Genomic DNA, 25,101 nt, shown 5'->3' with positions numbered 1-25,101 from the left:
GGCCGGAGCAAACCAGGACAACCGGCCATAGACTGGCCTCAGGGATCGCATGTCCTCAGCAGACCGCATTGCCCTCCAGCGGACGGGAGGTCACGCACATGGAGGCGACCGTAGGCGACAAGCTGCTGGTGCACGGCAGGGTTGTCGGAATTCACGATCGTGTAGCGGAGATCATCGAAGTGCTCGGGGATAACGGGGAACCGCCCTACCGCGTGCGTTACGAGGACGACGGACACGAGTGCCTGTTCTCCCCCGGGCCCGACTCGGTCGTCCGCCACCTGGCCGCCGGACCCGGGCAGCGGTAGAGGGCGGCCGACGGATCTGGACCCCCGCGGCGGACCGGACACCCGTAGCCGCCCCCACGGGGCAGGGCCCGGGTCAGCGGGGCGGACGGACGCGATACGGATAGTGGTCGGCGACCACGCGCGCCATGGCGCCGTTGCGGTCGGCGACCACTTCCTTGGCCGAGAAGTACACATTGCCGCGCACCTGGGGAAAGTCCCGGTCGAAGCTCAGGTGCCGGGACAGCTCCGCCGGGTCCTGCCAGGGCGCCGGCTGCGCCGGATCGCCCGCCTTGTAGAGCGCCTCGCCGACGTAGAGGTTCACCCCGGTGCCCCGGACCGCCTCCGACCACCAGGGGACGAGCACCGCGTAGTCGGCGGCGGCGAAGCCGATGTTCCAGTAGACCTGTGGGACGACGTAGTCCAGCCAGCCCCGCCGCACCCAGCCACGGGTGTCCGCGTAGAGGTCGTCGTAGGTCTGCACCCCCGCCGTGGTGGCGGAGCCGAGCGGGTCGGTGGCCTGGTTGCGCCAGACGCCGAAGGGGCTGATGCCGAACCGCACCCGCCGCTTCAGTCGTCTGACGCGCACGGCCGTCTCGTACACCAGGCGGTCGATGTTGTTCCGCCGCCAGGCCGCGCGGTCCGGGAAGCCCGCGCCGTGGCGCTCGTACGCCGCGTCGTCGTCGAAGACCTGACCGGCCACCGGATACGGGTAGAAGTAGTCGTCCCAGTGGACGGCGTCGATGTCATAGCGCGCGACCGCGTCCAGCATGGCGTCCTGGACGAAGCGGCGGACCTCCGGCAGCCCGGGGTTGTAGTAGAGCTTCCCGCCGTACGGCACCACCCACTCGGGGTGCACCCGGGCCGGATGGGTGGGGATCAGCCGCGCGGGGTCGGTGTGGTTGGCGATCCGGTACGGGTTGAACCAGGCGTGCAGCTCGAGACCGCGCCGGTGCGCCTCGCGCACGGCGGTGCCCAGCGGATCCCAGCCCGGATCCTTGCCCTGGACGCCGGTGAGGCACTCCGCCCACGGCTCGTACGGTGAGGGCCACAGCGCGTCCGCCGTCGGCCGGACCTGGAAGACCACCGCGTTGAGCCGGCGGCTCACGGCGGTGTCGAGGAAGCCCAGCAGCTCGGCCCGCTGCTGCTGCGCGGGGAGACCGGGCCTGGACGGCCAGTCGCGGTTGGCGACGGTGGCCAGCCACATCCCGCGGAACTCGGGCCGGTGCCCACCGCCCCGCCCCTCCGCCAGCGCGTCACCCGCCGTGACGGTGGCGGCCAGCGCTCCGGCGGCCGCCACCGTGAGACTTCTGCGCGTGATCCGACCCACGAAACCCAACTCCTCGCCTCGGTCGTGCCGTCAACGTAAAGCCCGCCGCCACCGGCCGGGACCCGAAAGGCCGGGAGCCCTCCCCCGTCGCCCCCGAGAAGGCGTGGTGTCGGACAACGCCGACGCGCCGGGGGCGCAGGCCCAGCGGTGGCCGGGCGGCCCGCGCCGGGTGCCATGGGGCGGCGAGCCCGATGTGGTGGCAACTCCCGCTGATGATGGGGCCCTTGTGGGGCGCCCGGCAATGCCTACCGCGAATCCGGAACGGTTGGGCCCAACACCCCTTGAGGACCCCTTGACTTCACCCTTCTCGCACGGCCATCCGGCCGCTAGCATCGGATGACGCACGCATGGGAGCGCTCCCAAATACCCTCGCCCGCACGGTTCGCATGGCCCGCACGCCTCACACCCCCACGTCCGGAGAGGAAGTTCCCGTGCGCAGCAACGGCAGAAGACCGGTCGGCGCGCTCATGGCCGCGCTGGCGCTCGTCGGCGGATTACTCACCGCGGCGGCCTCCCCCGCCGCGGCCCGCCCCGAAGCCTCCCCCGCCCGGGGCACCGCCCAGGCCGACGCCTACACCTGGAAGAACGTCCGCGTGGACGGCGGCGGCTTCGTCCCCGGCATCGTCTTCAACCGCAAGGAGAAGAACCTGGCCTACGCCCGCACCGACATCGGCGGGGCGTACCGCTGGGACCAGTCCGGCAAGCGGTGGGTGCCGCTGCTGGACTCGCTGGACTGGGACCACTGGGGCTGGACCGGGGTGGTGAGCCTGGCCAGCGACTCGGTCGATCCCAACAAGGTCTATGTGGCGGCCGGTACGTACACCAACAGCTGGGACCCCGGCAACGGCGCGATCCTGCGCTCGGCCAACCGGGGCGCCAGCTGGCAGTCCACCACCCTCCCCTTCAAGCTGGGCGGCAATATGCCGGGCCGGGGCATGGGTGAGCGGCTGGCGGTGGACCCCAACCGGAACAGCGTGCTCTACCTCGGCGCGCCGAGCGGCAACGGGCTGTGGCGCTCCACCGACTCCGGTGTCACCTGGTCCAAGGTGACCTCCTTCCCCAACCCCGGCACGTACGTCCAGGACGCGAGCGACACCAGCGGCTATCTGAGCGACAACCAGGGCGTGGTGTGGGTGACCTTCGACGAGCGCACCGGGTCCGCCGGCGGCGCCACGAAGACCATCTACGTGGGCGTGGCCGACAAGGACAACACCGTCTACCGCTCGACGGACGCGGGCGCCACCTGGTCGCGGGTGGCCGGGCAGCCCACCGGCTATCTCTCCCACAAGGGCGTCCTGGACGCCAAGAACGGCTATCTGTACCTCACCACCAGCGACAAGGGCGGCCCGTACGACGGGGAGAAGGGCCAGGTGTGGCGGTACACCACGGCCACCGGGGAGTGGAAGAACATCAGCCCCATGGCGGACGCCGACACCTACTTCGGCTACAGCGGGCTCACGGTGGACCGCCAGAAGCCGGGCACGCTGATGGTGACCGGCTACAGCTCCTGGTGGCCGGACACCCAGATCTTCCGCTCCACCGACTCCGGCGCCACCTGGACCCGGGCCTGGGACTTCACCAGCTATCCGAACCGGTCCTTCCGCTACACCCAGGACGTCAGTGCCGTCCCCTGGCTGACCTTCGGCACCAACCCCTCCCCGCCCGAAGTCACCCCGAAGCTGGGCTGGATGACCGAGGCGCTGGAGATCGACCCGTTCGACTCCAACCGGATGATGTACGGCACGGGGGCGACGGTCTACGGCACGGAGAACCTCGGAAACTGGGACACGGGCGGCAAAATCGCCATCACGCCCATGGTCAGGGGCCTGGAGGAGACGGCGGTGAACGATCTGGCCAGCCCGCCCACCGGGGCCCCGCTGCTCAGCGCGCTCGGTGACATCGGGGGCTTCCGCCACACCGATCCGGACGCGGTGCCCACGAGGATGTACACCTCGCCGACGTTCACCACGACCACCAGCCTGGACTACGCCGAGACCAGTCCGAACACCGTGGTCCGGGTGGGCAACAACGACTCCGCCCCGCGGATCGCCTTCTCGACCGACAACGGCGCCAACTGGTTCCAGGGCAGCGAGCCGTCCGGGGTCACCGGTGGCGGCACGGTGGCCGCGGCGGCCGACGGCAGCGGCTTCGTCTGGGCCCCGGAGGGCACCTCGGCCGTCTACCACACCACCGGTTTCGGCAACGCGTGGTCGGCGTCGAGCGGCATCCCGGCCGGGGCGGTCGTGGAGTCCGACCGTAAGAACCCCAAGAAGTTCTACGGCTTCAAGGCGGGCACCTTCTACGTCTCCACCGACGGCGGCGCCACCTTCACCGCCAGGGCGTCCTCCGGGCTGCCGGCCGACGGCCCGGTGCGGTTCAAGGCGCTGCCGGGCGCCGACGGCGACATCTGGCTCGCGGGCGGCGGCACCGGCGGGGCGTACGGGCTGTGGCACTCCACGGACTCCGGCGCGACCTTCACCAAGCTGAGCGGTGTCCAGCAGGCGGACACCATCGGCTTCGGCAAGGCGGCGCCGGGCGCCTCGTACCAGACGCTCTACACCAGCGCGCGAATCGGCGGCGTACGGGGCGTCTTCCGCTCCACGGACGCCGGGGCGAGCTGGACCCGGATCAACGACGACGCCCATCAGTGGGGCTGGACGGGCGCCGCGATCACCGGCGACCCACGGGTCTACGGACGGGTCTACCTGGCCACCAACGGGCGTGGCATCCTGCGCGGCGACATCTCCTGACGGCGGGGGCGGGCCGGGGCCGGATTTCCGGCCCCGGCCCGCCCCCTACCGATAACCGGAGGGTAACGTCTGGGGCGACAGGGGGACGACACAACGGACGGTTGGACCAGCGAAAGGCACGATGTGACCGACATCGAACGCGTCGGAGTGGTGGGCTGTGGCCAGATGGGTGCGGGCATCGCGGAGGTGTGCGCCCGATCCGGCCTGGACGTCATGGTCGCGGAGACCACGGGCGAGGCCCTGGAGATAGGGCGTACCCGGCTGACCAACTCACTCGGGAAGGCCGCGGAGCGCGGCAAGATCACCGAGGAGCAGCGCGACGCGACGCTGGACCGGCTGAGCTTCACCACCGATCTGGGGGAATTCGCCGACCGCGATCTGGTGATCGAGGCGGTCGTCGAGAACGAGCAGATCAAGACCGAGATCTTCCAGGTCCTGGACCAGGTGGTGACCCGCCCGGACGCGATCCTGGCCTCCAACACCTCCTCCATCCCGCTGGTCAAGCTGGCCGTCGCCACCTCCCGCCCGGACCAGGTGATCGGCATCCACTTCTTCAACCCGGCGCCGGTGCAGGCGCTGGTGGAGCTGATCCCGGCGCTCACCACCGGTGACGAGACCATCAAGCGCTCCGAGGCGCTGGTCGCCGACATCCTGGGCAAGCACGCCATCCGCGCCCAGGACCGCGCGGGGTTCGTGGTCAACGCGCTGCTCATCCCGTATCTGCTGTCCGCCATCCGGATGTTCGAGTCCGGGATCGCCAGCCGCGAGGACATCGACAACGGCATGGAGATGGGCTGCGCCCACCCGATGGGCCCGCTGAAGCTGTCCGATCTGATCGGCCTGGACACCATCGTGGCGATCGCCGACTCGATGTACGAGGAGTACAAGGAGCCGCTGTACGCCGCTCCCCCGCTGCTGCTGCGGATGGTGGACGCGGGCCGTATGGGACGCAAGACGGGCTCGGGCTTCTACTCGTACTGAGTGGGCACACGGCTCGCTCCGGATGCCGGCGACGCTGACCGGATCGTTCCGCCACCGGTCCCGATCGTGTCTCGCCGAGGGCGTTCGTCCCAGGTCAGACCGGGGACCATGAAGCGAGCCGCGGTCGCCGGGGCGGGCGTTCCGAACCCGTCGATGGGAGGTCTGACGTCGTCGGTGCGAGATCGTCAGTCCGAGCCGTCGAGGTCGTGGCCCGCGTCGGCGCCGAGGACGCCGTCCAGCTCGGAGATCTCCCCGACCAGCCGCAGCACGTCCCCGGTGCCCTCGAGGGCGAGCACCACCTCGGCGACGCCCGTATCGGCGGGCCGGGCCTCCTCCTCGGCCCGGACGATCCTGGTGCCGCGGTCCCGGCCCTTCCACGGCGCCCGGTCCACCCGGACCCGCAGCACCTTGTACCCGGCGGCCGTGCACAGCTCCAGCACGCGCGGCAGCAGCCCGGCGCCCACCCGGTACGAGAGCTGCAACTCCACCCGTTCGGCCGACCAGACGGTCGGCAGCCGCCGGGTGAGCACCGGATAGCCCCGGATCACCAGGAAGTGCACCGCGGTGGCGGCGGTGGCCAGCAGGGCCAGACCACCGCCGCAGGCCATGCCCACCGCACAGGTCAGCCAGACGGTCGCGGCGGTGGTCAGTCCGCGGACCGCGTCCCGCCGGACGAAGATCAGGCCACCGCCGATGAAGCCGATGCCGGAGACGATCTGCGCCGCCACCCGCGAGGGGTCGAGGCCGACGTGGTCGCGGAACAGCACATCGGTGAAGCCGTACTGGGAGACCTGCATGAACAGCGCGCTGCCCACACCCACCAGGGTGTGGGTGCGCAGCCCGGCGCTCTTCTGCTGCACCGCCCTCTCGAGCCCGATCAGGGTGGACAGCACCAGCGCGACGCCGAGCTCGGCGAACTGCCGCACTCCCTGGTCGGCGCCGAATTCCCACATCGGAGCGGCGATCAGTCGCACATCCGTCCCTTCTGTCCGACCTGTCCGGCCTGGTCGGCCTGTGGATGGATCCGCTCCATCCGGTCCGCCCGCCCCTCGTGGTCCCTTCCCGCGACCGCCGTCCCCCATGAGTACCCGCTGAGCACCCGCCTTTCGCACGGGGTGTGCGCCGGTGACTCACACACCATCCCCACACACGCTCCCGCACCACCTGGTCATGCGCTTGACTCGGAGCGTCACCACTGCATGGACGTTACATCCGGAAGGGGATCAACCCGTGACCACCGAGCCCGAGCAAGCCGCGTTAGCCGTGGAGCTCGCGGAACTGCGCCGGACCGTCGAAGTGGGCTTCACCCGCGTCGACGGCCGGCTCGCCCTGCTCGACCACCGCGGAGAGCAGGCTGAGGAGGACGTGAACCAACTGGGCGGGCGGCTACGGATCCTGGAGCACGGACGCTGGCCGCTGCCCTCCATCGCCGCCCTGACCGGGGTGTCCGCCCTGGCCGTCGCGGTATGGCAGGCGGCGGGACACTAGCCAGGACGGCCGCCGGCCCGGCCTACCCGAGCCTGATGTGGTGGAGCAGCAGCAGCGCGGCCGCCATGTTGGCCGCGGGCACCTCGCCCCGCGCCACCAGGTCGGGCACCAGTTTCAGCGGCACCCACTCGCGGCGGTCCGACTCGAAGTCGTCCTCCGGGTGCCCGACGTACGACGCCTCCTCGGCCCAGTAGATGTGGTGCCGTGCGTCGGTGAGCCCGTTGGACGGCTCGACGGAGAGCAGATGGCGCAGCGGGCCGGGCCGCCAGCCGGTCTCCTCCTCCATCTCCCGGGCCGCGGCGTCGGCGATGTCCTCACCGTCCTCGACGACGCCCGCGGCCAGCTCCCAGCCCCAGGCGTCGGTGATGAACCGGTGCCGCCACAGCAGCAGCACCTCGTTGGCCGCGTTCACCACGGTGGCCACGGCCACCGGGCGCAGCCGGATCAGATAGTGATCGAGTTGACGTCCGTCGGGGAGCCGGACATCGGCGAGGTTGACCCGGAACCATCGGTTCTCGTACACGGTCCGCTCCCTGAGGTTCTTCCAGCGCACTGTCAGCCACCTTTCGTCGCACGGGAGGCCATCCTGGGCCACCCGCTGACGAGAGTGCGGACCCGCGAGCGGAACCGCGGTCACAGAGGAACGCGCAGTGCCCCGTCGATGAGTTCGGCGGCCTCGGCCGTCGCGGCGCTTCCGCTGGCCGCGAGGTGTTCCCGTACCGCCCGCAGCCGGTCGCGTAACCGCTGGGACTCCATGCCCCGCGCCCGCTCGGTCATCTCCACCGCGGTGGCGCCCGCCCGGTCCGCCTCGCCCTGGCGCAGCTCGATGTGGGTGAGCATGGCGAGCCGGTGCACCCGGCCCCGGTCATGGGCGGGGGTGCCGACCGCGGCGGTGGCGTGCTCGCGGGCGCCACCGAGGTCGCCGAGGCTCAGCAGCGCCTCGGCCACCTGGACGTTCACCAGACCGGGCTGGACATAGCCGGTCTCGTCGGGCTCCTGGCCCGGTCTGATCCGGTCGGCGGCGGTCTCGGCGCGCCGGATGCAGGACAGCGCCCCGGCGCCGTCGCCGAGCCGGGCGTACGCCTTGGCCTGCATGGCGTAGAGGTCGGCGGCGAGCGCGGGGGTGATCTGGGAACCCGCGGCGCGCAGCGCCGACTCGGCGAAGGCGACCGCCTGCCGGTACTCCTTCATGAAGAGGGACTGGTTGACCAGCAGCGCTATCACATACGCGCCCAGGCCCCGGTCGCCGCTGGCCTTGGCGAGCCGCAGCGCCTGGTGGAAGTAGCGCTGGGCCAGGCCGTGGGTGTTGGAGTCGTAGGCGCAGATCCCGGCGATGGCCACCAGGCCGCCGGTGGCCCGGTGCAGCTGGCGGCCGGTGTCGTCGGCGTAGGAGCCGCGCAGCAGCGGCGCCGCCTCGGAGTTGAGGAACCCCACCACCCGGGTCCGGGTCGCGACCCCGCCGGCCTTGCGGTACATCTGCTCGTAGTGGGCGCGGGCGGCGCGCAGCGTCTCGATGTCGGTCATGCTGACGCGGGTCAGCCCGCGCCGGGAGACATCGGAGTCCTCGGGCGGGTTCTCCCACTCCCACACCGGGATGACGGCGGGGGTTCCGGTGACCGCCGGGGCCTCGACGACATGCGGGCGCTGCTGTTCGTCGGAGCGCCACAGCGCGGTGGCGCGCTCGACGAATCCGGAGAGCGGGGTGGCGGGGCCGCGGGCGCTGCCGGGGGTGCCGAGTCCAATGTCGTCCAGGGTGAGGGCGCGGTGCAGCCGCTCGCCCAGCACCTCGCAGATGAGGTCCGGCACCTGGCCGCGCGGCCGCTGGCCCTTCAGCCACCGGGCCACCGCGGTGTGTTCGTACCGCAGCTTCATCCCCCGGGCCCGGCCCGCCTCGTTGACATGCGCGGCCAGTCCCGCGTGGGAGACTCCGGCCTCGTCGAGCACGGAGTCGAGCAGTGTGTTGGGCTCCATCTCGCCCTCCCGAAGCGCTCGGTGGCGCCAGCGTAGTGGAGGGCCATTCGCACGGGGTGTGAATCGGGACGGGGTGGGGCGGGGGCGTTGGCCCTTCCCCAACCCGCCCCTTCCCGATACCGGGGCTCCGCCCCTGGGCCCCGGGCCCTGAGGCGGAGCCCCACCATGCCGCGGCGCCGCAAATCGATGCCGCGGGAAGGAGCACGACGGGACCAGCCCGCCCACCCGCGCCTGTTGCCAGGGGCCTCGCCCTGGACCCGGGGTCTGGGGCGGAGCCCCGGTTTCGGGAAGGGGCGGGCAGGGGAACAGCCCGCCGCGGGCGCCAGGGCCCGGCGGGCATCCCCTAGCCCCGGTGGGCGTCGGCGGCGGGACGGGTGAGGGCCGTGGTCGCGGACAGGTGGCAGTGGTCGTAGCGCAGGGCGAGCAGCGCGACGTCGTCGGCGAGCCGGCCGCCGGTGTGGCGCAGCAGCGCCGAGCGCACCCCCGCCACGACCGCCGCGGGGACGAGCGGTCCGGCGCCCGCGGCCTCGGACAGGGCGCGGCGCAGCGGGAAGAACGTGCCCTGGGCGTCACGGGCGTCCTCGGCGCCGTCGGTGTGCAGCACCAGGGCGTCGCCGGTCTCCAGGACGCCCCAGCGGGCGGTGGGGAGTTCGGCGGGGAGCGGGAAGAGGCCGAGCGGCGGCAGCACCTCGCCGGGGGCGGTCTGCCGGGCCAGGGCCGGGCCCACGGGCTGTTCGCGGAGGCGGTACGGCCAGGGGTGGCCGCAGTTGAGCGCGGTGACCTCGCCGTCCCGGCCCACCTCCAGCAGCAGGACGGTCACGAACTCCTCGTCCACATGGCTGTCCAGCGGGCACTCCCCGTCGGCGCGGGCCCGCAGATGGCGCTCCAGGGCGCGGTCGAGCCGCCGCAGCACCCCGCCGAGCCGGGGTTCCTCATGGGCGGCCTCGCGGAAGCTGCCGAGGACGGCGGCCACGGTGCCGATCGCGGCGAGGCCGTGCCCGCGCACATCGCCGATGATGACGCGGACGCCGTACGGGGTGGCCAGCGCCTCGTAGAGATCGCCGCCGACGGCGGCGCCCCGGCTGGCCGACAGATGGCCGCCCGCCAGCTCGATGCCCGCCAGCCGGGCCGGGAGCGGCCGCAGCACCACGTCCTGCGCCGCGGCCGCCACCGCCCGGAGCTCCTCCAGCTCGCGGACCAGCCGTACCTTGCGGCCCGCCGTGAGATAACCGCCGAGGGCCACGCCGACGATGGCGCAGCAGGTGACCAGCGGGGCGTGCGGGTCCGTGACCTCGCCGTCGGGCTCCAGCGCGGTCGCGGGCGCGAGGGCGAACAGCAGACCGGCGCCGCCGAGCAGCAGCACGCATCCGCGGCGGCCGCCGCTCGCGCAGGCGATGGCGGGTGCCGCGGCGATGAGGGGGACGACCTCGGTGTGGTGCGGGGTCAGCAGCTCCCAGCAGATGACGCCGAGCACCCACAGACAGGGGACGGCGCGGGCGGCCGCCCGCAGGCTCCCGGCCCTCCGTACGAACGCGCCGCCGACTGCCGATGTCCCGATCATGTGTCGCCCCCAACGCCGGCCAATGAGGCGGTCGGCCGGGCCCCCGGACGGTCGGTCCCGCATGGGCCGTACGACCGGCACGATTCTTGCGACAGCTTCTGCCAATTGGACCAGCCGCCTCCGCATCTCACCTGATCGGGTGACCGCACCCCGGGCGCCCACCCGAACACCCCGCCGTGCCGCGGACGGATGTCGGCTGTTTGCCGTTGACCGGGGGCCGCGGGCTTGGGGGCTACGGAGGGGCCGTAGCCCCCAAGCCCGCCCCCAAGCCCGCCCGCAAGGCCGACGGCGCCCGCCGGGGAGCGCGACGGACCGCGACGCCTGCGGCGAGCTGTCCCCCTCCCCGCCCCTTCCCACGACATCGCCACCCGGCTCCGCGCCGCCCGACAGGACCCACCGCGCGACGGGGCCCCACCGCGCGACGGGCTCCCGCGCGACAGGATGGAGCGGCTGCCGGACGCGCGTCACAACGGTCACCCGGTGCTCGCCGTCGTGCGGGGCAGCGCGATCAACCAGGATGGTGGGTCCACCCCCGCCCCCGGGATCCGGGGTCCGGGGTCCGGGGTCCGGGGTCCGGGGTCCGGGGTCCGGGGTCCGGGGTCCGGGGTCCGGGGTCCAGGGGCGGAGCCCCTGGTTACGGGTAGGGGCGGGTCGCTCCCCTACCTGCCCGCACCCACGGCACCGATATGAGGCTCCACGGCGTAGCCGGGCTCCACCCCAGGCCCCGGGGTCCAGGGGCGGAGCCCTTGGTATCGGGAAGGGGCGGGGAGGGGAAAGCCCGCGTGATCGCGCCGGACACCCCATAACGCGGCCACCACGGCGGCCCGCGCGCTGGACGGCCCGGAGCGCGGTGAAGCGCCGCGCGCCCGCGGTCCCGGGCCGCCCGCGGCGCGGCGTGGCGCGTGCGTCCGCCGTCGCGGGGGCCGGGGTACGGCGATGGGCGCACCCGGGTCGGGGGCGCCCCATCCGTTGGTGCGCCGGGAACGGCGGAGGGGCGCACCCGTTGCGTACGGGTGCGCCCCTCCGTGGTGGCGGGAGCCGGGTGCCGTCAGGCTCCGCGCAGGGTGGCGCCCGTGCGGTCGGCGGGCGCCGACACCGCGGCGTCGCGGGACGCGGCGACCTCCTCGGCGGTCAGCGTGCGGTCCGGGGCGCGGAAGCGCAGCGCGTAGGCCAGCGACTTCCTGCCCTCGCCGAGCTGCTCACCGGTGAAGACGTCGAACAGGCGGAGGGATTCGAGCAGTTCCCCCGCGCCCTCGCGCAGCGCCGTCTCGACCTCGGCCGCGGGCACGGACGCGTCCACGACCAGCGCGACGTCCTGCGTGGCCACCGGGAACGTGGAGACGTGGGGCGCCTCCACGCGGCCGACGCCGGCCTGCTCGAGACGGTCGAGCTCGATCTCCATCGCGCAGGTGCGCTCGGGCAGCCCCAGGGCCTTGGTGACCCGGGGGTGGAGCTCACCGGCGTTGCCGACGAGGATCTCCTGGCCGTCGACGACGGCCAGCAGCGCGGCGCACCGGCCCGGGTGCCAGGGGTCCTGCTGGTCCTGGCGGACGATCAGCTCGGCGCCCGCCTCGCGGGCCACGATCCGGCCCGCCTCGACGGCGTCGGCCCAGCTCACCGGGGTGCCCTTGCCCCACCACCCGGCCTGCTCGCGGTCGCCCGCGAGGACGACGGCGACGCGGCGCGGCTGGTGCGGCAGCGCCGCGTCGAGCCCGGCGATCTGCTCGTCGGTGGGACGGCGGTCGACGGGCAGGATGGCCGCGGGCGGCTCGTCACCGGTGGCGCGGAAGACCAGCCCCGTCTCGAAGAGCGCCAGGTCGTGCTCGCCACGGCCGACGTTGCGGCGCAGCGCGCCGAGCAGCCCGGGCAGCAGCGTCGTACGGAGCGCGGGCTCGGTGTCCGACAGCGGGTTGACCAGGCGGACCAGATCGCGCCGCGGATCGTCGGCGGCCAGCCCGAACTGGTCGAGGACCTCCTCGCCGAGGAACGGGTAGTTCAGCGCCTCGACGTAGCCGGCCCCGGCCAGCGCCCGGCCGACCCGGCGGTGCAGCCGCTGACGCTCGGTCAGCCCGCGTCCGGCGGGGGGCTGGGGCAGGGTCGAGGGGAGGTTCTCGTACCCCTCGAGCCGGATGACCTCCTCGGCCAGGTCGTTGGGGTCGGTGAGGTCCGGCCGCCAGCTGGGCACGGTGACCGTGAGGTCGTCGGCCCCGTAGACGTCGCAGCCGATCTGCTGCAACCGGCGCACCACGGTCTCGCGGCCGTAGGGCACGCCCGCGACCTTGTCCGGGTGGTCGGCGGGCAGCGTGATGGTGTGCGGGGCGCTGGGCGCGATGATCTCGGTGACGCCCACCTCGGCGGTGCCGCCCGCGAGCAGCACCAGCAGATCGACGGTGCGCTGCGCCGCAGCCGAGGTGGCCTCGGGGTCGACACCGCGCTCGAACCGGCGGGACGCCTCGGAGGACAGCTTGTGACGGCGGGCGGTGCGGGCGACCGAGACCGGGGCGAAGTGCGCGGCCTCGATGACGACCTCGGTGGTGCCCGCCGTCTCGTTGGCGTCCGCGATCTCGGTGTTGGCGCCGCCCATGACTCCGGCGAGGCCGATGGGGCCGCTCTCGTCGGTGATGACGAGGTCCTCGGCGTCCAGGACGCGCTTTGTGCCGTCGAGGGTGGTGAGCTTCTCGCCGGGCTGCGCGCGGCGCACCCCGATCGCCCCGGTGATCCGGGAGCGGTCGTAGGCGTGCAGCGGCTGGCCGATCTCCAGCATCACGTAGTTGGTGACGTCGACGGCGAGCGAGACCGGGCGCATCCCGGCCTTCTGGAGCCGCCGCTGGAGCCAGATCGGGGAGCGCGCCTCGGGGTCGAGCCCGGTGACGGTGCGGGCGGTGAAGCGGTCGCAGCCGACCGGGTCGGCGACCTTGACCGGGTAGCCGTGGCTGTTGGGCGCGGGCACGTCGAGCAGGGCCGGGTCGCTCAGCGGCAGCTCGTAGGCGGTCGCGGTCTCACGGGCGACCCCGCGCATCGACAGGCAGTAGCCCCGGTCCGGGGTGACCGCGATGTCGAGGACCTCGTCGACCAGCTGGAGCAGCTCGATCGCGTCGGTGCCGACCTCGTACTCCGGCGGCAGCACGATGATGCCGTCGTGGTCGTCGGACATGCCCAGCTCGCTGGCGGAGCAGATCATGCCCTCGGAGGTCTTGCCGTAGGTCTTGCGCGCGGAGATCGCGAAGCCGCCGGGCAGCTCGGCGCCGGGCAGCACGACCACCACCTTGTCGCCGACCGCGAAGTTCCGGGCGCCGCAGACGATGTTCTGCTGCTCACCCGTACCGTTGGCCTGGCCGACGTCCACCTGGCAGTAGCGGATGGGCTTCTTGAACCCCTCCAGCTCCTCGATGGCCAGCACCTGTCCGACGACCAGGGGGCCCTTGAGCCCGGCGCCGAGCTGCTCGACCGTCTCGACCTCGAGCCCGGCGGCGACGAGTTTGGCCTGTACGTCGCGGCCGGTCTCACCGGCGGGCAGGTCGACGTACTCCCGCAGCCAAGAAAGCGGGACCCGCATCAGATCTCCATCCCGAAGGGCCTGGTGAAGCGCACATCACCCTCGACCATGTCTCGCATGTCTTCCACGTTGTGCCGGAACATCAGCATCCGCTCGATGCCGAAGCCGAAGGCGAAGCCGCTGTACCGGTCCGGGTCGACACCGCAGGCGATGAGCACCCGCGGGTTGACCATCCCGCAGCCGCCCAGCTCGATCCAGCCCTCGCTGGAGCAGGTGCGGCAGGGCCGGTCCGGGTTGCCCACGGACTCGCCGCGGCACACGTAGCACAGCATGTCCATCTCGGCGGACGGCTCGGTGAACGGGAAGAAGTTCGGCCGCAGCCGGGTGGTCATGCCCTCGCCGAACAGCGCCCGGACCATGTGGTCGAGCGTGCCCTTGAGGTCGGCCATGGTCAGGCCCTCGTCGATGGCCAGCAGCTCGACCTGGCTGAAGACGGGGGTGTGGGTGGCGTCCAGCTCATCGGTGCGGTAGGTGCGGCCCGGGCAGATCACATAGATGGGCGGCTCGCGGTCGATCATCGACCGGATCTGCACCGGCGAGGTGTGAGTGCGCAGCACCACACCGGACCCCTCACCGTCCTTGCCGTCCTTCGCGCCGCGCACGAAGAAGGTGTCCTGCATCTCGCGGGCGGGGTGGTCGGGCGGGAAGTTGAGCGCGTCGAAGTTGAACCACTCGGCCTCCACCTCCGGGCCCTCGGCGACCTCGTAGCCCATCGCCACGAAGACGTCCTCGATGCGCTCGGAGAACGTGGTGATCGGGTGGCGGGCGCCGGCCGGGGTGCGGTCGTACGGCAGGGTGACGTCCACCGCCTCCTCGACCAGCACCCGGGCGTCGCGCTCCGCCTCCAGCTCCTCCTGCCGGGCCTTCAGCGCCTGGTTGACCTGGCCGCGGGCCTGGCCGACGCGCTTGCCCGCGTCCGCCTTGGCATGCGGCGGCAGGGCGCCGATCTCGCGGTTGGCGAGGGCCAGCGGCGAGCGGTCGCCGGTGTGGGCGACCTTCACCTCGCGCAGCGCCTCGAGGTCCCCGGCGGCGGTGATGGCGGCGAGCGCCTCGTCCCGCCTGCGGGCGATCTCTTCCGGTTTCAGTGCCTCGACCTCGACAGGGTCGTACGACTTATTGGGTGCCGACATCTCTTCCCGTGCTTCCGATTGTCCCCCAGCTACCGCTGGGAGGTGCCCCCCGGCTGCGCGACCCCGGCTCGACTGGCTGCGACCGCTGCGCCCCGTACAGGGGACGCCAAAGGTGCCAAAGCCCGAGTCTAAGGGGCGCGGGAGGGGTGCTGTCCCGGGGGACGCCGCGCGACGGCCGCCGCGCCGGGGTCCACCCCTTGCTGAAGAAGCCCGCGGGTGTCTCAGGCCAGATAGGCCGGGGTGCCCACGGGCAGGGTAAATCGGAACTCCGCGCCGCCGCCGCGGGCCCGGTCGACGGTGATCGTGCCGCCGTGGGCCTCGACGATGCCCTTGACGATGTAGAGCCCCAGGCCGGTGCCGCCGCGCTTGCTGCCCCGCCAGAAGCGGGTGAAGACGCGGCTCATCGACTCCTCCGGGATACCGGGGCCCTCGTCGCTCACGGTGACGGCGGTCCTTTCGACAGTGGGGCCTTCAGCGGGGCCTTCCTTGGGGCTTTCCGCGACCGGCCTGGCCGGTGCGGGCGCTATGTCAATGGTGACCGTTCCCTCGCCGTGGCGCACCGCGTTTTCCAGCAGGTTGCCCAGCACCTGATCGATTTTGTCCGGATCGGCCCACAGCCTGGGCAGCGGTCCCCTGACCCTGATCAGGAACCGCTCGGCGGTGTGCCCGGCCGCGGTGAGCGCCTGCACATGGCGGCGGACGGCGGCGGCGAGATCCACCGGCTGGCGGCGCACCTCCAGCCGGCCGGAGTCGATCCGGGAGATGTCCAGCAGCTCCGCGATCAGTCGGGTGACCCGGTTGGCGTCGGCGTCGACGGTCTCCAGCATCAGCCGCTTCTGGTCGTCCGTGAACCGCTCCCACTTGGCCAGCAGCGTGGCCGTGAACCCCTTCACGGACGTCAGCGGCGAACGCAGCTCATGGGCGACGGTCGCGATCAGCTCGGCATGGCTGCGCTCGGTGCGGCGGCGGGCCTCGGTGCCGCGCAGACAGACCACCACCCGGCGCACCGGCCCGGTCGGCCGCTCGCGCACATAGCGGGCCGAGACCAGCACCTCGCGGCCGCCCGGCAGCAGCAGGTTCCGCTCGGGCTGCCCGGCCCGGATGGCCAGCCCTCCATAGGGATCGGTCAGCGCCCACCAGCGCCGACCGTCCAGGTCCTCTAACGGGAGGGCCACCTCGAGCCGACGGCCGATCGCGTCCGCGGGGTCGGTGGCGGTGATGCGGGCTGCCGCCGCGTTGAAGCAGGTGACCAGGCCGGTCTCGTCGGCCACGACCAGGCCGTCGGGCAGCTCGTCGGGGTGCGGTCCGAAGGCGTCCGGCGCGCCGCCGGGGCCCTCCCCGGTTGACGGGCGGCCGTGCCCCTCGCCTTGCTTCCCGTCTCGCTCCGCTTGCTTCCCGTCTCGCTCCGCTCCGGGCGCATGGGCTTCGGCCGCCCTGGCGCCGGAGGTCCTGACGTCCATCCCCACACCCCCTCCCGGATCCCCTCCCAGAGGGGGCAACCCTACTAGGTCGATGTGACGGAACGGCACCCTGCGGGAGCGCGCTGCGCACGAGCGGAGGCATAGAGGCACACGGCGGCGGCCGTGGCGAGGTTGAGGCTCTCGGCCCTGCCGTGAATCGGAACGCGCACCACCTCGTCCGCGAGTGCGCGGGTAGCCTCCGGCAGGCCCCATGCCTCATTGCCGAAGATCCAGGCGGTGGGGGCGCCCAGCAGCCCGTCGTCCAGCTCGGAGTCCAGGTCCCGCTCCCCCGCCCCGTCCGCGGCCAGCACCCGCGCCCCGGCCTCCCGCAGCCCGCTCACCGCGCGCTCGACCGGCACGCCGACGGCGACGGGGAGGTGGAAGAGGGAGCCGACGGAGGCGCGTACGGCCTTGGGATTGTACGGATCCACGGAGGCGTCCGTCAGTACGACCGCGTCCGCCCCGGCGGCGTCGGCGCACCGCAGCACGGTGCCGGCGTTGCCGGGGTCGCGGACGTTGGCGAGTACGGCGACGAGCCTCGGCCGGGCGGCCAGGATCTCCTCGAACGGCGAGTCCAGGAAGCGGCACAGCCCGACGATGCCCTGCGGGGTGACCGTGTCGGACATCTCCGCGACGACGTCGTCGGTCGCGGAGAACACGGGGATGTCCGCGGCGCGGGCGGCGTCCAGGATCTCCTGGTGCCGCTCGGCGGCCTCGGGGGTGGCGTACACCTCCACGAGATGCGCGATGGCCTCCCGTACGGCCTGCGGCCCCTCGACGATGAACCGCCGCTCCTTGCCGCGGAAGCTGCGCTTGGCGAGCCGCCGGGCGGCGGTGACGCGTGGCGATCGCAGGGACGTCAATTCGGGGGTCGCCATGGGGTGCGCTTTCTCGTGTGGTGTGTTGGTTGCGCGTACCGGGACCGGCACCTGTTCCCGCCCGGGTTCCCGCCCGGGCCGGGCGGCAGCGCCGCAAGCCCCGCCGGGACAGCGGCGCGCCCGGCTGCGGGGCATCGTCCGGCGGGGCGGACTCCCCCACCCCGCCCCTCCCCGAAACCGGGAACAAGCCCCCGGGCCCCCGGGCCTCCGGGCCTCCGGGCCTCCGGGCCTCCGGGCCTCCGGGCCTCCGGGCCTCCGGGCCTCCGGGCCTCCGGGCCTCCGGGCCTCCGGGCCTCCGGGGAGGGCGTACCCGACCGCGGCACCGCAAGCAGCCCCGCAGCGGCGGCGCCGCACGAAGCCGGGGCCAGCCATCCGGCAGAGCGGAACGCACCCCGGTTGTGGGCAATCGTCCCGCAGGGCGGGACGGGTGGGCACAACCCGGCCACCGGGCCGCACCCGGCGACGAAACCCAAGCGGGCACAGCCCGAACCCGGCCACCGGGCCGCACCCCGCGACGGCACACCTCGAGCCCGGCCACCAGGCCGCGCCCCGCGACGAAACCCAAGGGGGCACAGCCCGAACCCGGCCGCCGGGCCGCGCCCGGCGGCGAGACCCCGGGGGGGCGCCGACGTGCGCGGACCCGCAGGTGATCGTTCACCTGCGGGTCCACCCGGCAATGCTCAGCGCAGCGCCTACGCGGCCTTCGGCGCGTTCACATCGCTCGGCAGCGCCTTCTGCGCAGCCTCCACCAGCGCCGCGAACGCGTTCGCGTCGTTGACCGCGAGGTCCGCCAGGATCTTGCGGTCGACCTCGATGTTCGCGGCCTTCAGACCCTGGATGAAGCGGTTGTACGTCATGCCATTGGCGCGGGCAGCGGCGTTGATGCGCTGGATCCACAGCTGACGGAAGTCGCCCTTGCGCTTCTTGCGGTCGTTGTAGTTGTAGACCAGAGAGTGGGTGACCTGCTCCTTGGCCTTGCGGTACAGGCGGGAGCGCTGGCCCCGGTAGCCGCTGGCCTGCTCGAGGATCGCCCGGCGCTTCTTGTGGGCGTTGACTGCCCGCTTGACGCGTGCCACTTGTTAACTCCTTGTACGGGGCCGCGGGTGACTCACGCGGCCCGGAAACGAATAGGTCCCGGTGGGTCCCGGTCTGGCGCTCGCCTCGCCCCGCCGGAGCGGGGCAGCGGCGTCACTTGCCGAGAAGCTTCTTGATCTTCTTGGCGTCGGCAGGGGCCATCTCGACCTTTCCGGCCAGGCGGCGCGTCAGCGTGGACGGCTTGTGCTCGAGAAGGTGGCGGCGACCGGCGCGCTGGCGCACCACCTTGCCGGAGCCGGTGAGCTTGAAGCGCTTGCTGGCACCGCTGTGCGTCTTGTTCTTCGGCATGTCGCCGTACTCTCCTCGTCAGGGCGCTGTCCGGGCGGCCGCGGCGCGGGGGCGACCACGATCCGGGCATCCGGAAGCGTCATATGTTTCGGTTGGTCTCCGGGGCCGTGCGACTCCGGGTGGGCGGTCGAGGCTCTCGCCTCGCCCAATCACGCCTCGGCGGGCTCCTCGGCGGGCTCCTCAACGGCGCTGACGCCCTGGCGCTCCGCCTTGCGGGCGGCCTGCGCCTCGCGGGCTTCGGCCATCGCCTCGGTCTTCTTCTTGTGCGGACCGAGAACCATGATCATGTTGCGCCCGTCCTGCTTGGGGTTGGACTCGACGAAGCCCAACTCCTGGACGTCCTCGGCGAGCCGCTGAAGCAGGCGGTAGCCAAGCTCGGGCCGGGACTGCTCACGGCCACGGAACATGATCGTGATCTTGACCTTGTCGCCCTGCTTGAGGAACCGGACGACGTGACCCTTCTTGGTGTCGTAGTCGTGCGGGTCGATCTTCGGCCGGAGCTTCATCTCCTTGATGACCGTGTGCGCCTGGTTCTTGCGCGCCTCACGGGCCTTCATGGCCGACTCGTATTTGAACTTTCCGTAGTCCATGAGCTTGCAGACCGGCGGACGGGCGTTCGCCGCCACCTCGACCAGGTCGAGGTCGTACTCCTGCGCAAGCTCCAGGGCCTTGGCAAGCGGCACAATGCCGACCTGCTCGCCACTGGGACCGACGAGTCGCACCTCGGGGACGCGAATCCGGTCGTTGATGCGGGGCTCGGCGCTGATGGATCCTCCTCGGTTGCACCACGCGACCGCCTGGCGGACTGCCGCGTAACGTCTCTTAGGTTGAGACCACCGCGTCGTGACGCACAAAACGCCCCGACGGGTACACAGGCGGGGCTCCTCATTGACCGGGAGCACCGCCGCGATATCACCGCGGGGCGCAGCCTGACCGATGACCTGCCGACCCGGGGGGTCGGGAGGTGGGAGCTGGGGAGCCTCCACTTGTGGGCCGGACACACAGGTGACCGGCCGGTCGTTTATCTACGATACCAGCACCCGCGCGGGATGCTCACCCGCCGTGTCCCCGGCGTCCGCCGTTCCCACGCTTCCCGGACGCCTGGCTTCCCTGGTCCCTCCCGTTCCTGCCCGTTCCTGTGAACTCACCCGCCCCGTGCGTACGGTGCCGGGCGGACGCCTAGGCTGGGGTACACCGTCCATCAGGAAGTGAGCCCCGACCACCATGAGCGACGCCAACGCCGGGCAGCCGCCGGCCCCCGACTTCGACCGGATGACCCGGGACATCGCGGATGTGCCCGCCGTCGAGGTGATCACCACGGTCGCGGTGCACCTGATGAGCGCCGCCGCGGTCAACCTGGGCCTGGCCGAGGAGGGCCCCCAGCACAAGGACCTGGACGAGGCGCGGAAGCTGATCAACGCCCTGGCGGGGCTGGTCACGGCCGGTGCCACGGAGATCAGCTCCTTCCACGCCGCTCCGCTGCGGGACGGCCTGAAGTCCCTCCAGCTCGCCTTCCGCGAGGCGTCGGTGGTGCCGGACGAGCCGGGGCAGGGACCCGGCGAGAAGTTCACCGGTCCGATCTTCGGCTGATCGGCCGCCGTCCTCGGCCGACCGCTGCCCCCCTTCACGGCCGGGCCCCGGTCTCGGCTCAGGCTCAGGCCGCCTCCGGGCCCTTGGTCTCCGGGCCACCCGCCTCGGGGCGGTGGCCACCGCGCATCCGTCCCCACGGCCCGGTCGCCGGAGGCGGATGCGCCTCCTCCCGGTCGGCCTGGCCCGCCGGATGTTGATGGGTGAACCGGTGCACCACCGCGGCGAGCACCCCGCCGACCAGCGGCGCCACGATGAACAGCCACAGCTGGCCGAGCGCGTCGCCGCCCGCGAAGATCGCGGGGCCGAAGCTGCGCGCCGGATTGACCGAGGCCCAGGTCAGCGGGATGCCGATCAGGTTGGCCGCGGCGAGGGCGAGGCCCACCGGGACCGGTTCGGCGCCCACCATCGGCACCGCGTGGGTCACCGTGAGGAAGACGAAGACCAGCAGGAAGGTCAGCAGTACCTCGGCGAGGAACGCCCCGCCCGCGCCCATGCCGACCGGTGAGCGGCCGCCGTAGCCGTTGCTGCCGAAGGCGCCGGCCGTCTGGAGCCGGGGCACCTGGTTGGCGAGCAGGAACAGGATCGCCGCGCCCACGATCGCGCCGACGAACTGCGCGACCCAGTACTGGACGGCCGTACGGATGTCGATGCGCCTGGCCAGCAGCACACCGAGGGTCACCGCCGGGTTGATGTGGCAGCCCGAGATGCGTCCGAAGGCAAAGGCGATCGCGATCAGCGTGAAGCCGAAGGCGAGCGAGATCCCCAGGGCGTTGATGTAGTCGCCCGCCAGGACCAGCGAACCGACTCCGAAGAGGACCAGCATCGCGGTCCCGATGAACTCCGCTACGACCGTTCTCGTCTCCATGGCGCTCTCCTCACGCAGATTCCGACCGCCAGTCGCCTAAGCATTGTGGGCGGTATCGGGAGGATTCGCCTGTTGGTCCGAATGGGGAGGGGCCGGGCCCCGCCCCTCAGCGGCTGAAGAGCGGCTCGCCGGGGACGTTCGCGTCCGGCGGCAGCAGCGCCAGGGTCAGCCCGCGCACCAGCCGCGCCCGCAGCACCTCGTCGGCGGCCAGGGCGCCCGCCACCCGGTGCGCCGTCTCGCGCGCGGGCGCCTCCGGCGTCAGGACGAGCGCGAGCATCCCGTCGGCGTCCGCCGCCGGGGCCAGATGGGCCCTGAGCACCTCCGGCTCGGCGGCCAGCATGGTGCGCACCGCCTCGGTCACCGCCGGGTCGGCGAGCGGATCGGCGCTGGTCCGCCCCTCGGCGAGGGCCAGCAGGGCGGGGCCGGTCAGCTGGTACGGCACCGGGCCCGCGAGGTCCAGGACCAGGGTGTCCGCCTTCTCATGGGCGGTGGCCTCCAGCGCCTGGCGCAGCGGTACGGCCACCGGCCGGGCGTCCGGGCGCCAGCGGGCCAGCGTCTCGAGCGAGGTGAACGCGGGCAGCGCGCGCCGGCCGTCGGGGGCCTGCAACGTGGGCACCGCCATGTCGCTGGTCTTGTCACGGCGCAGCCTGCCCGCCCGTCGCCCACCACCACCCTCAACGGACGCTTCGCGCGGCTTGGATTCCACCACTTCGGCCTCGCCGAGGATCGCCACCACGGGAACGAGCAGGCGGGCCTCGGTGAGCGCGGCCAGCACCTCCGGTTCGGCCGAGCGGTCATCGGCCCAGGCGGCGAGCGCCGCGGTCAGCCGGGGGTCGGCTGAGCCGTCGTCGCCGGAGAAGCCGGGGTCGGGAATGTTCTTGAGCGCCACGCCATGAGGGTATCGACAGCGAGGAGACCGAGATCCCCCGCACCCCCACCCGGGGCGGGCGCAGTGAAGGAGACGGCGTGGCACAGGTGGATGACGACGGCCCGGTGCTGCCCGCCCTGTCCGGTGCGGACGGGCCGAACGGGGCGCTCGCCGACGCGCTCGCGCCCCTGACCTCGGGCTCCACCGCGAACTTCTCGGTCGCCGTCCTGGACACGGGGTCCGGGGTGACCGCGGCCCACGGCGACGGCTCGTACGCCACGGCGAGCGTCGTCAAGGTCGGCATCCTCGCGGCGCTGCTGGTCGGGGCGCAGGACGAGGGGCGGCGGCTGACCGCCCAGGAGCGCTCGTACGCCACCGTGATGATCGAGAAGAGCGACAACGACGCGGCGACGGCGCTGTGGGGGACGATCGGCGGGCCGAACGGTTTCGAGACCGCGCTGGGACGGCTCGGGCTGACCGATACCCACACCGACGACAGCGGACGCTGGGGGCTGACCCGCACCACCGCGTCCGATCAGCTGACCCTGCTGCGCGCGGTCTTCCTGGACGGCTCCCCGCTGAGCGCGCGCTCCCAGGCGTATCTGCGGACGCTGATGGGCCGCGTCATCGACGGTCAGGCCTGGGGCATATCGTCCGCCGCGGACGGCACCGGCCCGGGGGCCCGGCTCAAGAACGGCTGGATGCCCCGCGACGCCACCGGCCTGTGGGTCGTCAACAGCATCGGCGAGGTGACGGCGAACGGGCGGCCCCATCTGATCGCGGTGCTCTCCGAGGGCAATGCCGACCAGGAGGGCGGAGTGGCGCTGGTGGAAGAGGTGGCCCGGACGGCCGTGGCGACGACCGCCGCATACGCGTCGCGGTGAGCGGACTGGTCCGGAACGGCCCCCAGCCGACGACCGCCGCCGGGCCTTCGGCGCGCGGCCTCCCCACGAGCAGGCGCGCACCGGCCCCGGACCGGCGGCGTGGCGGCCGGCGCCGCTCAGGCCGACGGAACCCCGTCAGCGGTGCGCCTGGCAACGGGCCTTAGCCGATCACCGCGGCGCCCGGGCGGCGCTCAGCGCGTACGCGTCCCCGGCAGCAGTGCCCGCAGTCGCGGGGGCACCCGCAGGGGGCCCGAGCCGCGCCACAGGGATATCGCGGCGACGATCAGGGCCGTGCCGGCGAGGCCGGCGAGGAGGGCCATCTGGTTGGGGCCGGAGTCGTCGTGGGCGCCCTGGGTGTGGCCGGGGCCGTTGCCGAAGTAGCGGTTCGGGGAGGCGGCCACGGCGGGCCGTTGGGCCTCGGGCTTCAGCTTGTCGCCCGCGGTGATCGCGGCCGCCGGGTTCACCAGGCCCGCGCCGAGGTCGTCGCTGCGGCCGCCCTCGGGGACGTCCTGGGCGGTGCTGGTGAGGAGTCCGCGGATCTGGCGCGGGCTCAGGTCGGGGTGGGCGGCGCGGACGAGCGCGACGGAGCCGGAGACGAAGGCGGCGGCCGCGCTGGTGCCCCAGCCCTCGTAGTAGCGCTTGTCGGGGTCGGCGATGACCACGTCGACGCCGGGCGCGCAGACGGTGGCGTACCAGCGGCGGGTGGAGAAGGCGGCGCGGGAGCCGTAGCGGTCCACGGCGGTCACGGCGATGACCCCGGGGTAGGCGGCCGGGTAGGAGACCCGGTCGCCCTTCTCACCGCCGTTGCCCGCGGAGGCGACCACGACCGCGCCCTTGCGCAGCGCGTACTGCACGGCGGCGTCCTCGGCGGCCTCGGGGTGGGCGGAGGCGCTGTCGTCGCCGAGCGAGAGGTTGATGACGTCGGCGCCGTGGTCGGCCGCCCAGCGGATCCCGGCGGCGAGCGCGCCGCCACGGGTCGAGCGGGCCTTCTTGCGGTCGGGATCGGAGTCCTCGAGGATCACCCGCACCGGCAGGATCCGGGCCTTGGGCGCGACGCCCAGGACGCCCTCGCCGCCGGAGGCGCCGTGGCCGTGCCCGGCGATGATCCCGGCCATGGCGGTGCCGTGGCGGGCCCAGGCGCGTTCGCCGCGCCGGGCGCCGAAGCCGATGAGGTCCTTCCCCGGCAGCACTTGGCCCTCGATGTCGGGGTGGCCTTCGTCGACGCCGGTGTCGAGGACGGCGACGGTGATCCCGGAGCCCTTGGTGGTCTGCCATGCCTCACGGACGTGGAGGGTGTCCAGCGCCCACTCCTGGGCCTGTATGCCGTCGGCGTATCCGGGCGCGGCGGGCACCAGGGTCAGCCCGGCGGCGGCGAGTGCCACGGCGAGGCGCCGCCCGATCCCGGTCATGAAGTGGTCTCCGTGAAGGTGTCCAGGGCCCGGCGGAACCCGGCCTCGATCGCGTCGGCGATGCCCCGGGCGTCGTTGCCGAGGCCGGACTGCGCGGGGGCCGAGGTGGCGCCGCGCTGGGTCGCCTCGCCCGCCGACTGCGGGTCGGTGACCTCACGGCCGTCGGCGAAGCCGGTGACGGTGTAGATGACGGCGGGGGCGTCGGTGAGGATCCGGATCCGCCAGCTGGCGCGCTGGTCGTCGCCGAATCCGGCCGCGGCGGTGCCCTTGGCGGCGTATGCGCGGGGCATCAGATCGGTGCGCTCGTCCAGCTTCTCGGTGACGAAGCGCTGCTGAAGCGCCCGCATCCCGGTGGGCCCCGAGGTGGTGATCAGCACTCCGACGGTGGTGACGCTGGTGCTGGTGGCGTCGGTGTACGTGGCGCGCACCAGCCGTTTGCAGCCCACCGGGGCCAGCGCCTTGGCGAGCAGCGGATCGAATCCGCCGCCGCAGCTGCTGTCCGGGGCGACGGCTATTCGGGTCCAGACGCGGTCGGCGCCGCCGGGTCCCTCGCCCTTGCCGCGCAGGGTGCGCGGGAAGAGGTCGGCCACGGGGATGCTGTGCCAGGCGGAGCGGGCGTGGGCGTAGGTATCGGCGGTGGACGGCTGGGCGCCGGGGCGGTCGCCCAGCCAGCTTCCGGCCGCCGCCCCGCCGAGCAGTCCGAGGCCGAGGACGAG

22 protein-coding genes are annotated in these 25,101 nt (G+C 73.1%); 6 read left to right on the top strand and 16 right to left on the bottom strand.

Annotation, left to right across the window (positions count from 1 at the left end):
* The first annotated feature begins 98 nt into the window (after positions 1-98).
* Positions 99-305: a DUF1918 domain-containing protein gene (locus tag ABD329_RS41585; RefSeq protein ID WP_020867170.1), complete on the top strand. Its 207-nt coding sequence runs from the start codon at positions 99-101 to the stop codon at positions 303-305.
* A 73-nt stretch (positions 306-378) separates the two neighbouring features.
* Here the strand turns inward: ABD329_RS41585 and ABD329_RS41580 are convergent, their stop codons facing one another.
* Entirely contained in the window at positions 379-1,611 is a 1,233-nt protein-coding gene (locus ABD329_RS41580) for a glycoside hydrolase family 10-like protein (RefSeq protein WP_344317773.1), read from the bottom strand.
* Positions 1,612-2,042: 431 nt separating this feature from the next.
* Here ABD329_RS41580 and ABD329_RS41575 point away from each other — a divergent pair, with 431 nt between their 5' ends.
* Positions 2,043-4,361, top strand: a complete 2,319-nt coding sequence (locus ABD329_RS41575) for a xyloglucanase (RefSeq protein ID WP_344317771.1) — start codon at positions 2,043-2,045, stop codon at positions 4,359-4,361.
* A gap of 123 nt (positions 4,362-4,484) precedes the next feature.
* Positions 4,485-5,342, top strand: coding sequence for a 3-hydroxybutyryl-CoA dehydrogenase (locus ABD329_RS41570; RefSeq protein WP_198281549.1), 858 nt, complete (start codon positions 4,485-4,487; stop codon positions 5,340-5,342).
* Between the two features lie 185 nt (positions 5,343-5,527).
* Here the strand turns inward: ABD329_RS41570 and ABD329_RS41565 are convergent, their stop codons facing one another.
* On the bottom strand, positions 5,528-6,295 hold the full coding sequence (locus ABD329_RS41565; protein ID WP_198281550.1) for an MgtC/SapB family protein: 768 nt from the start codon (positions 6,293-6,295) through the stop codon (positions 5,528-5,530).
* 277 nt (positions 6,296-6,572) lie between these two features.
* Between ABD329_RS41565 and ABD329_RS41560 the strand changes: the two genes are divergently transcribed.
* A complete protein-coding gene (locus ABD329_RS41560) occupies positions 6,573-6,830 on the top strand; it encodes a hypothetical protein (protein WP_037961557.1) in 258 nt (85 codons plus the stop codon).
* Positions 6,831-6,852: 22 nt separating this feature from the next.
* On the opposite strand, the gene ABD329_RS41555 is transcribed toward ABD329_RS41560, so the two are convergent.
* The 10 genes from ABD329_RS41555 to infC all read right to left on the bottom strand — a co-directional run bounded on the left by ABD329_RS41555 (position 6,853) and on the right by infC (position 19,536).
* Positions 6,853-7,383 carry an NUDIX hydrolase gene (locus tag ABD329_RS41555; RefSeq protein WP_037961561.1) on the bottom strand — a complete coding sequence of 177 codons (531 nt, stop codon included), beginning with the start codon at positions 7,381-7,383 and terminating at the stop codon, positions 6,853-6,855.
* Between the two features lie 80 nt (positions 7,384-7,463).
* A complete protein-coding gene (locus ABD329_RS41550; RefSeq protein WP_198281548.1) occupies positions 7,464-8,801 on the bottom strand; it encodes an NsdA family TPR-like regulatory protein in 1,338 nt (445 codons plus the stop codon).
* Positions 8,802-9,144: 343 nt separating this feature from the next.
* Positions 9,145-10,362, bottom strand: coding sequence for a PP2C family protein-serine/threonine phosphatase (locus ABD329_RS41545; RefSeq protein WP_198280387.1), 1,218 nt, complete (start codon positions 10,360-10,362; stop codon positions 9,145-9,147).
* Between the two features lie 1,048 nt (positions 10,363-11,410).
* Positions 11,411-13,918 carry a phenylalanine--tRNA ligase subunit beta gene (gene pheT, locus ABD329_RS41540; protein ID WP_344317769.1) on the bottom strand — a complete coding sequence of 836 codons (2,508 nt, stop codon included), beginning with the start codon at positions 13,916-13,918 and terminating at the stop codon, positions 11,411-11,413.
* Positions 13,918-15,048 carry a phenylalanine--tRNA ligase subunit alpha gene (pheS, locus tag ABD329_RS41535; RefSeq protein ID WP_198281162.1) on the bottom strand — a complete coding sequence of 377 codons (1,131 nt, stop codon included), beginning with the start codon at positions 15,046-15,048 and terminating at the stop codon, positions 13,918-13,920. Before pheS ends, pheT begins: the two co-directional genes overlap by 1 nt.
* A 221-nt stretch (positions 15,049-15,269) precedes the next feature.
* Positions 15,270-16,508 carry a sensor histidine kinase gene (locus tag ABD329_RS41530; RefSeq protein WP_198281164.1) on the bottom strand — a complete coding sequence of 413 codons (1,239 nt, stop codon included), beginning with the start codon at positions 16,506-16,508 and terminating at the stop codon, positions 15,270-15,272.
* A gap of 44 nt (positions 16,509-16,552) precedes the next feature.
* Complete coding sequence (locus tag ABD329_RS41525) at positions 16,553-17,386, bottom strand: TrmH family RNA methyltransferase (protein ID WP_344317768.1); 834 nt, start codon at positions 17,384-17,386, stop codon at positions 16,553-16,555.
* A 692-nt stretch (positions 17,387-18,078) separates the two neighbouring features.
* Positions 18,079-18,462, bottom strand: a complete 384-nt coding sequence (rplT, locus tag ABD329_RS41520) for a 50S ribosomal protein L20 (RefSeq protein ID WP_009713826.1) — start codon at positions 18,460-18,462, stop codon at positions 18,079-18,081.
* Positions 18,463-18,574: 112 nt separating this feature from the next.
* Complete coding sequence (gene rpmI, locus ABD329_RS41515; RefSeq protein ID WP_020867203.1) at positions 18,575-18,769, bottom strand: 50S ribosomal protein L35; 195 nt, start codon at positions 18,767-18,769, stop codon at positions 18,575-18,577.
* 149 nt (positions 18,770-18,918) lie between these two features.
* A complete protein-coding gene (gene infC / locus ABD329_RS41510; RefSeq protein ID WP_164433124.1) occupies positions 18,919-19,536 on the bottom strand; it encodes a translation initiation factor IF-3 in 618 nt (205 codons plus the stop codon).
* Between the two features lie 457 nt (positions 19,537-19,993).
* On the opposite strand from infC, the gene ABD329_RS41505 reads away from it, so the two are divergent.
* A complete protein-coding gene (locus ABD329_RS41505; protein WP_086885515.1) occupies positions 19,994-20,359 on the top strand; it encodes a DUF1844 domain-containing protein in 366 nt (121 codons plus the stop codon).
* A gap of 64 nt (positions 20,360-20,423) precedes the next feature.
* On the opposite strand, the gene ABD329_RS41500 is transcribed toward ABD329_RS41505, so the two are convergent.
* Positions 20,424-21,224 carry an aquaporin gene (locus tag ABD329_RS41500; RefSeq protein ID WP_198280487.1) on the bottom strand — a complete coding sequence of 267 codons (801 nt, stop codon included), beginning with the start codon at positions 21,222-21,224 and terminating at the stop codon, positions 20,424-20,426.
* Between the two features lie 106 nt (positions 21,225-21,330).
* The gene (locus ABD329_RS41495) at positions 21,331-22,113 is read right to left on the bottom strand and encodes an SseB family protein (RefSeq protein ID WP_198280486.1); all 783 of its coding nucleotides are present in this window, start codon (positions 22,111-22,113) and stop codon (positions 21,331-21,333) included.
* A 77-nt stretch (positions 22,114-22,190) separates the two neighbouring features.
* Between ABD329_RS41495 and ABD329_RS41490 the strand changes: the two genes are divergently transcribed.
* Positions 22,191-22,976, top strand: a complete 786-nt coding sequence (locus ABD329_RS41490; protein ID WP_309142882.1) for a serine hydrolase — start codon at positions 22,191-22,193, stop codon at positions 22,974-22,976.
* Between the two features lie 191 nt (positions 22,977-23,167).
* On the opposite strand, the gene mycP is transcribed toward ABD329_RS41490, so the two are convergent.
* Positions 23,168-24,385, bottom strand: coding sequence for a type VII secretion-associated serine protease mycosin (gene mycP, locus ABD329_RS41485; RefSeq protein WP_198280485.1), 1,218 nt, complete (start codon positions 24,383-24,385; stop codon positions 23,168-23,170).
* Positions 24,382-25,101: hypothetical protein (locus ABD329_RS41480; RefSeq protein ID WP_344317767.1), on the bottom strand; the 720-nt coding region annotated here is incomplete at its 5' end. The genes ABD329_RS41480 and mycP, both read right to left, overlap by 4 nt.

It is taken from the genome of Streptomyces javensis (assembly GCF_039525925.1).
Lineage (GTDB): Bacteria > Actinomycetota > Actinomycetes > Streptomycetales > Streptomycetaceae > Streptomyces > Streptomyces asiaticus.
This window is presented reverse-complemented; position numbering and strand designations above follow the sequence as displayed.